This window comes from Duganella sp. HH101, assembly GCF_001758795.1.
Classification (GTDB): domain Bacteria; phylum Pseudomonadota; class Gammaproteobacteria; order Burkholderiales; family Burkholderiaceae_D; genus Rugamonas; species Rugamonas rivuli.
Window position 1 is genome coordinate 699,696 of record NZ_LRON01000001.1, and the last position, 14,596, is coordinate 714,291.

The following is a 14,596-nucleotide window of genomic DNA, read 5'->3' on the forward strand; positions in this document are numbered from 1 at the left end:
TGATGATCGCAGCGGCGTTGGCGGCGTCGCTGGCGGCGCCTGCGCATGCCGAAACGGCTGCGGAGCGCCCGCTGGTGCTCGCCTTTAACAGGATACTGCCGTGGTCCACCGAAAACGACGGTGTCTACGGCGGCGCCTACACGGAAGTCATGCGCGAGCTGGCCCGCCGCAGCGGCATGACGCTGCAGATCAAGCCATGCCCGCTGAGGCGCTGCCTGTTCATGCTCGAACAGGGCGACGCCGACGTCATGATCGGCGTGCGCGAGACGCCGCGCCGCAGCGCCTACCTGCAATTCCTGCAGACGCCCTACCGCGAGCACAGCGCCGACCGCGTGTTCTATGTGCGCAAAGGCGCGAACATCGTCATCAACGAGTATGCCGACCTGGCGCCGCTGCGCATCGGCGTCAAGTTCGGCGCCGAGCACGTGCGCCGTATCGAGCACGATTGCAATTTGCGGAAGGAAGCCGTCAAGGACATGGAGGCCAACTTCCAGAAGCTCGCGCTGGGGCGCATCGATGCGGTGCTGATACCCGAGGACCAGGGCGAGGCCGTGGTCGCCGAGCTGCATATGGCAGACCAGGTGGAGAAAGCCGCCTACCGCATGGTCGACGATGGCCCGCCGCGCGCGGTCGCGGTATCGCGCAAGGCGGTGTCGCCGGAGCGCCTGGCGGCGCTGGAATCGGCGATGCGCGACATGCAGAAAAGCGGCGCCATCGCGGCGATCTACAAGCGCTATTACTACGACGCCTATCATATCGCCCCCGGCAGCATGCTGGTCAGGTAGCGGCAAGCGCGGCGGCCACCTCCACTGCTGGCGCCTACATCTGGCGGAACAGGTCGACGTAGTTACGGCTGACCACCAGCTGCTCCTCGCGGCCCTTGAGCTGCACCATCAGGCGGCCCCGGAAATCCTGGCGCGTGCCGGCCACGTGGTGCGCGGCGACGATCACGCTGCGGTGGATCTGCCAGAACTTCTGCTCGTCCAGCTGCTCGCGCAGCTTGCTGATCGGCGTGCGTATCAGGCTCTCGCCGTCGGCCAGGAAGACGCTGGTGTACTTGTCGTTGCTCTGGAAGTAGATCACCTCGTCGACGGAGATCAGGCGCGTCTGGTCGCCTTGCGAGGCGCGTATCCATTGCAGCGTGGGTGCGGGCGCGGGGGCCGTTGCAGGCGCCGCCACCGCCTGCGCCGCCCCGCCCAGCTGCGCCAGCAAGGCATGCAGCGTCGCCGCCGTGATGCCGGCCGCCGCAGGCTCCTTGGCCCTCAGCGCGGCCTTCAGCTTGGCGACGGTCTTGTCCAGCCGCTCCAGGCTCGCCGGTTTCAGCAAATAGTCGACGGCGGAATGCTCGAACGCCTCCACCGCGTACTGGTCGAAGGCCGTCACGAACACGATGTGCGGCGGTTTGGCGTCCGCCACCAGCCGGGCCGCCACGTCCATCCCCGTCATGCCGGGCATGCGGATGTCGAGGAACACCACGTCCGGCGCCTCCTCGCCGATCAGGCGCAGCGCCTCGATGCCGTTGGCGGCCTTGGCCACCACCTTCAGTTCCGGCCACGCCGTTTTCAGTTGACCTTCAAGATAGTCGCGCAGATGTTCTTCGTCGTCTGCGATCAGGGCGCGGAGTGGTTCGATGTCAGGCTCGCATTCAAAGGCAGCATGAGGCGCACCGTCATGCCGCAAGGTTGATTTTCCAGTAATTCTACCCGAGCGGCGGCGCCGTACAAACTGCGCAAACGTTCGCGCAGATTGCTCAGCCCTACCCCGCCGCCCGGCTTGGCAGACATGGTGCTGCCCAGGCCCGCGCCGGTGTCGCTGATCTGCAGGCGCAGGTGCGCGCCGTCCAGCTGGGCGCTGACGACGATCTCGCCGCCCTCCACCTTCGGCTCCAGCCCGTGCGATATCGCGTTCTCTACCACCGGCTGCAGCAGCATCGGGGCGATCGCGAACTGGCGCAGCTCGTCCGGCACCTCGATGCGATAGCGCAGCCGCTCGCCCATGCGCACCGCCAGCACGTCCAGGTAGGCGGCGATCAGTTTGGCCTCGGAACCCAGCGTCGCCTCCTCGCCTCGGCTGGCCGCGAGGCTGGCGCGCAGGTAGTCGATGAACCGTTCCAGCATGTGCTGGGCCTTGGCCGGCTGCGGGCCGATCAGGCTCACCACATTGGCCAGCGTGTTGTACAGGAAGTGCGGTTCGATCTGCGCCTGCAGGGCGCGCAAGCGCGCCTCCGCCAGCAGCCGCGCGCTGGAGGCGATCAGCTCCTGCTGCCGCGCCTTCTCCAGCGCTGCGGCCAGCCTGCGCTCGGCGCCGCGCCGCACCAGGTACATCAGCAGCGCGATCACCATCGCCAGGATCACGGATTGCAGCACGGCGCTGCGGTTGCCCAGCAAGTCGAAGAAATTCTGCCCGTTCAGCAGTGCCGTGCCTACGCTCAGGCCTATCAGCACGCTGGCCAGCACCAGCCCAAGGTTGAACAGCAGCCGGGGCATGCCCTTGGCGCGGCCCGGCCAGCCCTGGGTCAGCGCGTTGGTCGCCGCGGTGCCGCCATGGACCAGGAAGCCGATCAGGTTCGAAATGAACAGCATCGGCAGCCAGTGCGCCTGCACCAGCGCCCACTGCCAATCCCCCAGCAATGCCCGACGGTCGGCCGACATCAGCATCTCCAGCACCGTCAGGACCGTGCCCAGGCCGCAGTTCCACAACAGCGTGTACAGCAGGTTGCGCTGCGCCGTCGCCGGCCAGCGGCGGAAGAACGGGATCAGGTCCATCGGATGCGCCAGCGACGGCTCTGCGACATCCAATGAGGCCATGCCTGCCTCGCTGCGGTTATTCATCGTGTATCCCAAGTTAGTCATGCCGGCAGAAAGTTACCATGAAAGCAAAGCGGCGAAGTATAAGAAAGCCTCGCCATCGCCCTTGGACCGGCTTTGATGTTGTGTGCATCAAACACCGTCAGCACGGTCTGGGCGCGCCGCGAGTCCTGGGCCACGCCGACCAGGTAGCCGTCGGTCTCGGATCGGGCGCCGCGCCGTGGCACCAGCACATGCTCCTCCACCTGCCAGCCGGCGCCGAAGCTGTAGCTGTCCGCCTTGCCGCTGCCGATGTCGATCAGGTTGACGGTGTTGAGGATGTAGTCCTTGCTGCCGGACGCCACGCCCAGCACCGCCAGCTTGCGGTGGCGCGCCGACACCACCTGCGGCGCCACCCGTGGGAACTCGCTGGCGCCGAACAAACGCGCCTCGCGCGCCTGGCCGCTGGCGTAGTCCAGCGTCACCTGCACCGTGCTGGCGGACGCATGGAAGGGCCGCAGCTCGCCGCGCATGACCAGGCCCAGTTCCGGCAGGATGTCGCCGTCATGCATCACCACGTCCAGCCGGGTGCAGGCGCCGTCTTCGAAGGCGTTCCCGAAGTGGAAGACCGAGCGCGCCGGCAGTTCGAATATCTGGCGCAGCTCCAGCGTGTCCTTGGCGATGACCACCGCGCGCAAGGGCCGCTTGTCGCCCGCCCATTGCAGGTTCTCGCGAAAGCTCGTGTCCACCCCGCCCACCAGGTCGTACGGCGGGACCAGGAAGATCAGGTGGCGGCCGCTGACGACGAAATCGTGCACCATGTTCAGCTGCGGCACCTTGACGACGGCGCTGCGTTTCAATTCTCCGGCGGCGCTCAGTTGATACAGCACCAGCAGGTTCGCACCCGGCATGGTGCCGAAGTTCCATACGCCGCCGTCGGGATCGACCTTGGGATGGGCGGAGAACGGCATCGCCTTCAGCTCCGGGCTCCAGGTCTTGATGCCGCGCGTTTCCAGCGTCTGCGGATCGACTTCGACGGCGGAACCGCCCTCCCACAAAGCGTACACCCGCCCGCCGAGCGGCAGCAGGTTGGTATTGGCGGCGTTCATCGTGTCGTTGTTCTTGGGCTGCTTGCGGCCGATGTGGGTGCCGAAGGCCGGGTACAGGAACTGTTCCGCAGCGCTCTCCTCGACGAACTTCTGCGTGGCGACGAAACGGCCGCGATGACTGACCTTGCCGCCGCCGATCTGCCAGCGCTGCGCGAAGCCGTCGCCGTCGAACCAGTGGTGATAGCGCTCGCCGCCCAACTCGAATCGCCCGGGGCCATTGCGGTAGAAGACGCCCTGCAGGTCGGCCGGCATGCGGCCGTGGACCGCCGCGTCGCCGGAGAGCTCACCGGTGGCGCCGGCGAAGGCCGCCAGCCTGGGCTCGCGGGCCAGCGCCTGGTGGAAGCGGCGGTAGGTGTCGGCGTCGGCCAGCGCGGCGCCGGAACTCAGGCCGAGGGCGGCCAGGCCGATGCTACGGGACAGGAATTGGCGGCGGTCGCTCATGGCAGGCCTCCGCTTAGTGCAGGTTGACGCTGGTGGTGGCGCCGGCGGCCGGCAGCGTGAAGCGCGCCGCCTCGTAGTTCGGCGGACCGAATTTGCCCATGGCGTTGTTGCTGAAGGCGTAGTCCTCGGTCGGAATGCCGATCACGTTGCTGTCCATCTTGCCGTTGCCGTTAGCGTCGTGGAACAGCGAATAGGCGTAGTCGCCGGGCGGCAGGTCCTTGATCTCGATCGCGATGGCGCCGGCCACCGCCGGTGCGCCCGCCACGCGGAAGGCCTTCTTCTGGTAGGTCTCGGCCGAGTTGTACAGCGCAACCAGCACCTGGCCGTCGGCGCTGGCGACGCCGGTGACGGTGATCTTCAGGTCGGCGGCTTGCGACGGCGTGGCGGCCAGCAGGGTCAGGGTGGACAGGACGGCGGCAACGAGACTGGTGTAGCGCATGATGAACTCCGGTGAGTGTATGAGACTCCACTCTAGCCAGCGCTCCACCGGCGGCGGGGACGATGCGACGAAATGCGGCCGGCCGGCGCGAAATGCACGCCGCCGTCGCCAAATGCTGGGGATCAGGGCCGCCGGCCGGCCGGTATGTGGCGCGATATGATGTCCAGCATCTGCTCGACATCGATAGGCTTGGCGATGAAGTCGTTCATGCCGGCGGCGATGCAGCGCTCCTGCTCCGACTGCATTACGCCCGCCGTCATCGCCAGGATGGGCAGGTCCAGCTTCAGCTCCTGGCGTATCGCGCCGGTGGCCGCGAAGCCGTCCATCACTGGCATCTGCACGTCCATCAGCACGATGTCGTAGTCGGCCGGATGCGCGCGCAGCCGGTCCACCGCCAGCTGGCCGTTTTCCGCCACGTCCACGCTGGCGCCGGCGTATTCCAGCATGCCGCGCGCCACCACCTGGTTGAGCGGATGGTCCTCCACCAGCAGCAGGCGCAGGCCCTTGAGGCACTGCTCCGCCGCGTCGTCGTCGGCGGGCGCCGGCGGCGCGATCGCTTCGGCCTGCGGCAGCAGGAAAGGCAGCGTGACGACAAACTCGCTGCCCTTGCCCGGCATGCTGCTGACGGCGATGCCGCCGCCCATCAGCTCCGCCAGGCGGCGGCAGATTGCCAGCCCCAGGCCGGTGCCGCCGAAGCGGCGCGTGGTCGAGGCGTCGGCCTGGTTGAAGGCTTCGAACAGGCGGCTCTGCTGCTCCAGGTCCATGCCGATGCCGGTGTCGCGCACCACGAAGCGCAGGCCGACGGCGTCGCCGGCGTATCCGGCCATGCCGTTGGCCGAACGCTCGACCCGCAGCGCCACCTGGCCATGCTCGGTGAACTTGATCGCGTTGCCCAGCAAATTGATCAGGATCTGCTGCAGGCGCATGGCGTCGCCCACCACCGTCTGCGGCACCGCGGCGTCGGCCGCCACCGTCAGCTGGATGCCGCGCGCGGCCGCATTCGGCGTCATCACCGTGCTCACCGCCTCCAGCACCTCGTCCAGCTTGAAGGCCGACGGCGCCAGCTCCATGCGCCCCGCCTCGATCTTGGAGAAGTCCAGCACATCGTTCAGGATCCCCAGCAGCACATTGCCTGAGGACCGTATCATGTCCACATACTCCTGCTGCTGCGCGCTCAGCTCCGTGTTCCCCAGCAGGTAGGCCACGCCCAGCACCGCGTTCATCGGCGTGCGGATCTCGTGGCTCATATTGGCCACGAACTCGCTCTTGGCGCGGCTGGCGGCGGCGGCGCGCTGCTCGCCGGCGGCCTGGATCAGCTCCGCGTTCTTGCGGTCGGTGATATCCATCGCCATCAGATACGTGCCCTGCACCTCGCCGTCGGCATCGATGTCCGGCACCAGGTCCACCATGAAGTGCTGGATCTGGCCACCGCTCTCGAACTCGCGCTCGTAGTGCAGGCGGCCGCCGTCCAGCGCATGATCCAGGTCTCCCTGCCACGAATCGGCGGCCTGGCCGAAGATCTCGGCCACGCTCTTGCCCAGCATGCCCTGCGGATCGATGCCCCACAGCGTGCGATAGTGCTCGTTGGTGAACAGGTAGCGCTTGTCGCGGTCCAGGTAGGCGATCAGCAGCGGCAGGTTGTCGGCCAGGATGCGCGCCCGCTTCTCGCTTTCATAGGTGCGCAGCTGGGCCGCCTCGCGCTCGGCCATCAGGCGGTAGAAGGCGCCGCTCAATTCGCCGATTTCATCCTTGCGGTCCAGCTGCAGCACCTGGATGCCGGCGCGGCTGTCCTTGACCTCGGCGATGTTGCGGCGCAGCCGCTGCAAGGGCCGCAGCAGCCGCGCGATGCCCAGCCAGGCCAGCACGCCGGCCAGGCAGGCGAACACGGTCGCCGCGGCGGCGGCCTCGTAGCGCATCTCGCGCAGCGGCGCCAGCGCCTCGTCGCTGGGGAAGCGCGCCGCCACGATCCAGCGCGCATGCTGCAGGCGGCGATAGGAGTAGATGCCCTTGACGCCGTCCTTGTTCTCGGCCTCGGTCCAGCCCTGGAAGCCGGCCAGCGCCATTTCCGTCGCCCGGTTCTTGCCGGGGCGTTCATTAATACTGTGCAGCAGGCGCGCCTTGTTCGGATGGCTGAGCAGGATGCCTTCGGCCGTCATGATGAAGGTGAAGCCGGTGCTGCCCGGCTTGAGCGCGCTGAGCGACTCGAACGGCGCGTAGTGCAGCAGGTTGATGCCGCCCGCCAGCACCAGCGCCACGCGGCCTTCGCCGTCCAGCACCGGCGCCGTGATCAGCACCGTCGGCGCCCCGGCCAGCTTGCTGGCAAACGGCGCCGACACCACGCCGCGCCGCCGCGACAGCGTCAGGTCGAACCATTCCTGGCCGGCGGCGTGATAGGGCTGGTCCGGCAAGGCTTCCTCCAGCGCGCCGGTCAGCAGGCCTTGGGCATCGTAGATTTCAAGGAAGGAGAATTGGCCGCGCGCCGTCGGCCGCGCCTTCAGGTAGGCGCGCAGCGCGGCGGGGTCGCGCAGCGTGGCCGCCGGCAGCGACTCGGCCAGCGCCGCCAGCATGGCCTTCTTGCCGGCCAGGTGTTCATCGATGTGGGCGGCGGCGCCGGACAGCAGGGCATACTGCTGGCTGCCGATGACCTCTTTCATATCGCGCTCGGCCAGCATCAGCGCGACGACCGTCACGGTGACGGTCGCGCCCAGCACCAGCAGCATGACCAGGCCGCTGAGGCGGAATCTAAGGGTGGTCGGCAGATACTGTTTCAACGCCATGGGCTGCGCACGTCACTAGAATGATGAAATTTAAGTATTACATGCCGCAAGCCGGTTGGCTACGTCCTCCTGCCATAAACCCAACAAATGTCGCTCCGCCGCATTTCGGGGTATAGTGATTGCCACCCAGACAACCTAGCTATCTGCCATGCGCGCAGGCCCCAAACCGGACAATCCGCCAGCCCCCCACTCAGGCCCCGCGCCGCTCGCGCTGGTGCTGCTGACCGTGTGCTACTACCTGGTCGCCAACGCCAGCCTGATGCTGGCCTTCGCCCACACCAACGCCACGCCGGTCTGGCCGCCGTCGGGCATCGCCTTCGCCGCCGTCCTGCTGATGGGCTACCGGGCCTGGCCGGCGATCCTGTTGGGCGCACTGGCCGCCAACCTGGCCACCTTCACCGCCAACGGCCTGCCGCTGAGCACAGGCCTGGTGACGGCCTCGCTGCTGATCGCCTTCGGCAACACCCTCGAAGCGCTGGCCGGCGCCTGGCTGATGCGGCGCTACACCGACAGCGCGCGGCCGCTCAGCCAACTGCAGGATGTCTACAAATTCGCGATGATCGCCCTGGTCGTGTGCGTGCTCAGCGCCGGCATCGGCAGCAGCACGCTGGTGGCCGGCGGCGTGGTGCCTGCCGCCGCCTACGGCACCGTGGCGCTGACCTGGTGGGTCGGCGACATCGCCGGCGTGCTGACGGTGGCGCCGGCGATCCTGGCCTGGCGCCACCCGCGCTGGCGGCCGGCCGTGGCGCTGGAGGCGGCGCTGTCGCTGGCGGCGCTGGCGGCGCTGATCGCCTGGATCTTCGGCCGCCGCTACGCCGGCGGCGATGGCCTGGGCTGGCTGCCCTACATCTTCATGCTGTGCGTGGGCTGGGCCTCGTACCGCCACGGCCTGCGCGGCGCCTGCCTGGTCTGCCTGGCGACGGCCGGCGGCGCGGTGTGGTGCACCATCCGCGGCCTGGGCCCGTTCGCGGTCGGCACGCTGAACGACGCGCTGATCGCGCTCGACAGCTTCGTCGTGCTGTGCAGCCTGATCGGCATGGTGCTGTGCGCCGACGCCAGCGAGCGCCGGCGCATGAGCGGCGCGGTGCGCGGCCACAGCGCCGCGCAATGGGCCACGCTGCTGATCGGCGTCGGCCTGACGGTGGTGGTCTGGCACCTGGTGGCGCTGAGCACCGAGCGCCGCGCGCGCGAACAGTTCGACACCGAATGCGGCGACATCGCCGAGCGCATCGCCAGCCGCATGGCCCTGTACGAATCGGGCTTGCGCGGGGCGCGGGCGCTGTTCAATGCCGAACCGGAGCCGACCCGCGCGCAGTGGCGCGACTTCGCCGACGCGCTGGACCTGCCGCACAGCTTCCCCGGCGTGCTGGGGCTGGGCTACGCGCCGCTGGTGCCGGCCGCCGGCCGCGACGCGCTGGCGGCGCAGGTGCGCGGCCAGGGGCATCCCGACTTCCGCATCTGGTCGCGGCCGGGCGAGAGCCTGGGCGAGATGTCGACCGTGGTGCTGTACCTGGAACCGTTCCAGGGCCAGAACCTGCGCGCCTTCGGCTACGACATGATGTCCGAGCCGATCCGCCGCGCCGCGCTGCTGGAGGCCGCGCGCACCGGCGAGCCGGTGCTGTCGGCCAAGGTGGTGCTGGTGCAGAACGCCGGCAACGAGGGCCAGCCCGGCTTCCTGATGTACTTCCCGATCTACCGCAAGCCCGCCACGCCGGGCGCCGCGCTGACGGCGGCGCAGCGCATGGCGGCGCTGCAGGGTTATTCGTATAGCCCGATCCGCGCCGACGACATGATGGCCGGCCTGCTCGGCCCCGCCGACCAGGCGATCCAGCTGGAGATCTTCGACGGCAAGGACACTACGCCCGAAGCCCGCCTGTACGCCAGCAGCAAGCGCAGCGCAGACGACAGCCTGCAGTATCCCAATCCCTATCTGCGCACCGCGCCGCTGGTGCTGCTGCACCATCGCTGGACGCTGCGTTTCACGTCGCTGCCGGCGTTCGAGAATTCCATCGACCGTCAGAAGTCGCACATCGTGCTGCTGGCCGGCGCCATCATCAGCCTGCTGTTCTTCGGCGTGGTGCGGGCGCTGACCGCGCGCCAGGCCTACGCCTCCGCGCTGGCCGAGGAAAAGACCGCCGCGCTGCGCGAATCGGAAAGCTCGCTGATCGTCGCCCGCGACCTGGCCGAAGCGGCCAGCCGCGCCAAGTCCGAATTCGTCGCCAACATGAGCCATGAAATCCGCACCCCGCTCAACGCCGTGCTGGGCATGACGCATTTGTTGAACAACACCTCGCTCTCGCCCGACCAGCAAAAGTATCTGAAGATGATACGGTCGTCCGGCAATTCGCTGCTCAGCATCCTCAACGACGTGCTGGACTTCTCCAAGATCGAGGCCGGCCGCATGGAGCTGGCGCCGGCGCCGTTCCAGCTGCAGGCCGTGCTCGAGGCCATCGCCACCATCATGACCGTCAACTCCGGCGAGAAAGACCTGGAGCTGGCCATCGGCGTCGAAGCCGACGTGCCGCAGTCGCTGCTCGGCGACGGCCACCGCTTGCAGCAGATCCTGATCAACCTGGTCGGCAACGCCATCAAGTTCACCGAGAAGGGATCGGTATCGGTGCTGGTCGAGCGCATCGGCGACGCCGCCACCGACGGCACGGCCACGCTGCGCTTCACGGTGCGCGACAGCGGCATCGGCATCCCGCCGGACCAGCTGGCGCAGTTGTTCGCGCCGTTCTCGCAGGCCGACGCCTCGATGACGCGGCGCTTCGGCGGCACCGGCCTGGGACTGGTGATCTCGCGCCGCATCGCCGCGCTGATGGGCGGCGCCATCGAAGTCCGGAGCACCTCCGGCGCCGGCAGCGCCTTCACGCTGACCGTGCCGCTGCTGCGCGCCGACGAGCCGCCGCCGCAAGGCGCGCAGCTGCCGCCCCAGCACCTGCTGGTGGTCGACGACGATCCGCTCGGCGCCGATTATCTGTGCCGCACCATCGTCGCGCGCGGCTGGAGCAGCGACCGGGCCGGCTCGGGCGAACAGGCGCTGGCGCTGCTGCGCTCCGCCGCCACCCGCTACGACGCGGTGCTGGTCGACTGGGACATGCCCGGCATGAACGGCCTCGATACCATGCAGGCGATCCGCGCCGCCATGCCGGACCACTGCCCCGCCGTGATCCTGATGGTCAGCGCCTTCGGCCAGGGCAAGCTGCTGCACACCGAGGGCGCGGAGGCGGCCAACGCGGTGCTGCTCAAGCCCGTCACCATGGCCCGCCTGAACGAAACCCTGCAACTGGCGTTGAACAAGGCGCCCGTCGTCGCCAGCGCCGCGCCGGGCGCCGATGCCGGCGCCCCGGGCGTGCGCATCGACGGTGTGCGCATCCTGCTGGTGGAGGACAATCCGATCAACCAGCTGGTGGCGCAAAGCATGCTGGCCCACGCCGGCGCCAGCATCGAATCGGTGGACAACGGCCGCGCCGCGCTCGACCTGCTGCGCACCGACGCCCACCGCTACGACCTGGTGCTGATGGACGTGCAGATGCCGGAGATGGACGGCTTCGAAGCCACCGCCCGCATCCGCGGCGAACTCAAACTGGAGCTGCCGGTGCTGGCGATGACGGCCGGCGTCATGCTGTCCGAGCGCGAGCAGTGCATCGCCTCCGGCATGAACGACTTCATCGCCAAGCCTATCGACGTCGAACAGATGCTGCGCGCCATCGCCCGCAACCTCCCCGCCGCCCAGCGCGCGGCTGCCGGCCGCTAGACCGCGCAATGCGCATTGGACTGGTGTTTTCAGTCCGGATTGGCCTCTCCAGGCCCGCGATTGGTCTCCTACAATGGCTTCATTCACCCACCACATTGAAGGAAGACCACCATGAACGCACGCACCGACTTCTACACCGCCTCCCCCGACGCCATGAAAGCCATGATCGCGCTGGAAGTCGCGGTCAATAAACTGGGACTGGAGCCGTCGCTGCTGGAGCTGGTCAAGCTGCGCGCCTCGCAGATCAACGGCTGCGCCTTCTGCATCGACATGCACACCACCGACGCCCGCAAGGCCGGCGAGAGCGACCGCCGCATGCACGGCGTGGCCGCATGGCGCGAAACGCCGTTCTTCAGCGAGCGCGAACAGGCCGCGCTGGCCTGGACCGAGGCGCTGACCCAGCTCTCCACCACCCACGCACCGGACGCCGACTACGAACGGCTGCAAGCCCAGTTCACGCCCAAGGAACAAGTGGACCTGACGCTGGCCATCAACACCATCAATTCCTGGAACCGCCTGGGCGTCGGCTTCCGCAAAATGCCGGCCCTGTAAACACCCCGCGCGCCGGCGCAAATTGTGTCATGGCTGTCTTGGACAAGGCGCGCCGGCCGCCGCCGAATACCCTCTGTAGATCAAGCACATCCTTTAGACAAGCTTGCCGTTTGCATCATATGACACCGCTTCCATCTTGCAATTTGTTGCCTCTGCACAACGCAATTGTGACATTTCTCCACAAAATCGCCCACAAGCCCTGCTCCCCGGGCCACACTAAAAAAGGCGCACACAACAACCTATAACGGCGCCATCAACCAACGGAGGGGTACACGATGAAACAACCCAAGCTTGCAATTACAGCTTTAGCAGTCCTCGGCGCCTTGGCCGCCACCACCGCCCGTGCGCAGGACGGCATGCCGATCACCGTCAGCGGTTTCGGCACCGGCGCCCTGACGATGTCCAACTCCGACCAGGCGGAATTCAACCGCGTCAACCAGGCGTCCGGCGTCACCAAGCACGCACGCCCCGGCGTCGATTCGAATCTCGGCATCCAGGCCACCGCCAAATGGAGCGACACCGTCTCGTTCACCGCGCAAGGCCTGGTCCGCAAGAATGGCAACAACGACCAGTTCGGCGCCGAACTGGCATGGGCTTTCGCCAAGTTCAAGCTCAATGACGATTTCTCGCTGCGCGTGGGCCGCATCGGCCTGCCGGTGTACATGATTTCCGACGTGCGCAACGTCGGCTACGCCAACACCATGCTGCGCCCGCCGAACGAGGTGTATCGCCAGGTCACGGTCGATAACGCCGACGGCGGCGACGTGGTCTACCAGCACAGCTTCGGCGACACCACCGTGACCGCGCAGGCGGCGGTCGGCCGCGCCAAGGTGCGCTCGCCGGGCAATTACTACGTCGACTTCAAGCCTGTGGTCTCGACCCAGCTGCTGGTGGAGAACGGCCCGTTCACCTACCGCATCGGCCGCTCGCAGGCCAGCTTCGGCATCTACGACAACGCCAGCCTCACCGGCCTGGTGGGCACGCTGAACAAAGTCGGCCTGACCTCGGTGGCGAATGAAGTCAAGCTCACCGACATCAAGGGCACCTTCACGTCGGCCGGCATCACGATGGACTACAACAATATCATCGGCCAGGCCGAATACGCGAAGCGCAAGACCGAATCGCGCCTGGTGCCGGACACCAGTTCCTGGTACATCATGATGGGCTACCGCTACGGCAAGTTCGTGCCCTTCATCGTGCACGGCGACGTCAAGCAGGACAGCGTCCGCGACTTCGCGTCGATGCCGACCGCGGGTCCATTGGCGGCGCTGACCGCCGGCACCAACGCGGCCATCAAATCCGGCCTGCAATCGACCACCGGCATCGGCGTGCGCTGGGACTTCTACAAATCGGCCGCGTTCAAGGTGCAGATGGATCGCATCAAAACGCGCGACGGCGCGGGCTACTTCCTCAATCCCAAACCGGGCTTTGCGGGCAGCACCGTCAACGTGTACGCCGCCGCCATCGATTTCGTCTTCTAAGGAGAACCCATATGAAAACGACTATCGGAAAATTGCTGCTGGCGGCAGGCGTATGGCTGGCCGCAGCCCCTGTATTCGCGGCGGAAATCGTCGTCATCGTCAGCCCGAAGAATCCGGCCACGCGCATGTTCAGCGAACAGGCGGCCCAGTTCTTCCTTGGTAAATCGACGCTGTTCACGCCTATCGAGCACACCGACGGCCCGCTGCGCAACGAGTTCTATAAAAAAGTGCTGGACAAGGATTCCACGCAGGTCAAGGCCATCTGGTCCAAGCTGGTATTTACCGGCAAGGCCAGCGCACCGAAGGAGCTGGGCTCCAGCGCCGAGGTGAAGAAAGCCGTGGCGGCCGATCCGCAGGCCATCGGCTACATCGAGAAATCGCAGGTCGACGACACCGTCAAGGTGATCCTCACGGTGCAGTAAGCCGCACCGCTGCCAGCAACAGCGCCGGAATTTCCGGCGCTTTTTTTATCCTCAGATCTGCGCGACGCCGCCGTCGACGAACAGCTCGATGCCGTTCACGAAGCTGCTGTCGGCGGAGGCCAGGAACAGCACGCCCTTGGCGATTTCCGCCGCATCGCCCAGGCGGCCCATCGGCACCAGGCTGGCCAGGTGGCCATACAAACCGTCCACATGCTCGGCCGGCACCAGCCCGGCCAAACCCGGCGTGGCCACCGGGCCAGGGCTGATGACGTTGACGCGGATGCCGCGCGGTTTCAGGTCCAGCAGCCAGGAGCGGGCGAAGTTGCGCACCGCCGCCTTGCTGGCGCTGTAGACGCTGAAGTTCTCCGTGCCCTGCACCGTCGTCGTCGAACCGGACAGTATCACCGAGGCGCCATCCTTCAGCAGCGGCAGCGCCTTCTGCACGGTGAACACGGTGCCGCGCACATTGGCGCCGAAGATGCGGTCGAAATGCTCCTCGGTGATCGCCCCCAGCGGCTGCATGTCGCCGCCGCCGGCGTTGGCGAACAGGATGTCCAGCTGGCCGGAGCGGCGGCCGATTTCCGCACACACGCGGTCCAGGTCCGCCAGATTGGCGCTGTCCGCGCGCACGCCGACGGCACCGTGGCCGATGGCGTCGACCGCGGCGTCGAGCTCCGGCTGGCGGCGGCCGGTAACGTAGACGGTGGCGCCCTGCCGCGCGAACTCCTGCGCCGTCGCCAGGCCGATGCCCGAGGTGCCGCCGGTGATGAGTGCTACTTTGCCTTGAAGTTTCATGATCTGCTCCATAAAGTGAGTTGAGTGCAGCCACTTT

General features: G+C 67.4%; 11 protein-coding genes. 5 read left to right on the plus strand and 6 right to left on the minus strand.

Going from position 1 to position 14,596, the window contains the following annotated elements; genetic code table 11:
* The first annotated feature begins 2 nt into the window (after positions 1-2).
* Positions 3-785: an ABC transporter substrate-binding protein gene (locus DUGA2_RS02655; protein WP_070267045.1), complete on the plus strand. Its 783-nt coding sequence runs from the start codon at positions 3-5 to the stop codon at positions 783-785.
* Positions 786-819: 34 nt separating this feature from the next.
* On the opposite strand, the gene DUGA2_RS02660 is transcribed toward DUGA2_RS02655, so the two are convergent.
* The 5 genes from DUGA2_RS02660 to DUGA2_RS02680 form a co-directional block, all read right to left on the minus strand.
* The gene (locus tag DUGA2_RS02660) at positions 820-1,590 is read right to left on the minus strand and encodes a LytTR family DNA-binding domain-containing protein (protein ID WP_070267107.1); all 771 of its coding nucleotides are present in this window, start codon (positions 1,588-1,590) and stop codon (positions 820-822) included.
* Between the two features lie 20 nt (positions 1,591-1,610).
* Positions 1,611-2,831, minus strand: coding sequence for a sensor histidine kinase (locus DUGA2_RS02665; protein ID WP_070267046.1), 1,221 nt, complete (start codon positions 2,829-2,831; stop codon positions 1,611-1,613).
* Between the two features lie 17 nt (positions 2,832-2,848).
* The gene (locus DUGA2_RS02670) at positions 2,849-4,336 is read right to left on the minus strand and encodes a carotenoid oxygenase family protein (protein ID WP_070267047.1); all 1,488 of its coding nucleotides are present in this window, start codon (positions 4,334-4,336) and stop codon (positions 2,849-2,851) included.
* A gap of 13 nt (positions 4,337-4,349) precedes the next feature.
* Positions 4,350-4,775 carry a DUF2141 domain-containing protein gene (locus DUGA2_RS02675; RefSeq protein WP_070267048.1) on the minus strand — a complete coding sequence of 142 codons (426 nt, stop codon included), beginning with the start codon at positions 4,773-4,775 and terminating at the stop codon, positions 4,350-4,352.
* A gap of 122 nt (positions 4,776-4,897) precedes the next feature.
* Positions 4,898-7,552 (minus strand): ATP-binding protein, encoded by a 2,655-nt coding sequence (locus DUGA2_RS02680; RefSeq protein WP_070267049.1) that lies wholly within the window; start codon positions 7,550-7,552, stop codon positions 4,898-4,900.
* A gap of 148 nt (positions 7,553-7,700) precedes the next feature.
* On the opposite strand from DUGA2_RS02680, the gene DUGA2_RS02685 reads away from it, so the two are divergent.
* From DUGA2_RS02685 to DUGA2_RS02700, 4 genes are all read left to right on the plus strand, one after another.
* Entirely contained in the window at positions 7,701-11,309 is a 3,609-nt protein-coding gene (locus DUGA2_RS02685) for a CHASE domain-containing protein (RefSeq protein ID WP_070267050.1), read from the plus strand.
* A gap of 111 nt (positions 11,310-11,420) precedes the next feature.
* The gene (locus tag DUGA2_RS02690; RefSeq protein WP_008448900.1) at positions 11,421-11,861 is read left to right on the plus strand and encodes a carboxymuconolactone decarboxylase family protein; all 441 of its coding nucleotides are present in this window, start codon (positions 11,421-11,423) and stop codon (positions 11,859-11,861) included.
* Between the two features lie 275 nt (positions 11,862-12,136).
* Positions 12,137-13,342, plus strand: coding sequence for a hypothetical protein (locus DUGA2_RS02695; protein ID WP_070267051.1), 1,206 nt, complete (start codon positions 12,137-12,139; stop codon positions 13,340-13,342).
* 11 nt (positions 13,343-13,353) lie between these two features.
* Entirely contained in the window at positions 13,354-13,764 is a 411-nt protein-coding gene (locus tag DUGA2_RS02700; protein WP_070267052.1) for a hypothetical protein, read from the plus strand.
* A 51-nt stretch (positions 13,765-13,815) separates the two neighbouring features.
* Here the strand turns inward: DUGA2_RS02700 and DUGA2_RS02705 are convergent, their stop codons facing one another.
* The gene (locus DUGA2_RS02705; protein WP_070267108.1) at positions 13,816-14,559 is read right to left on the minus strand and encodes an SDR family oxidoreductase; all 744 of its coding nucleotides are present in this window, start codon (positions 14,557-14,559) and stop codon (positions 13,816-13,818) included.
* Positions 14,560-14,596 lie beyond the last annotated feature (37 nt).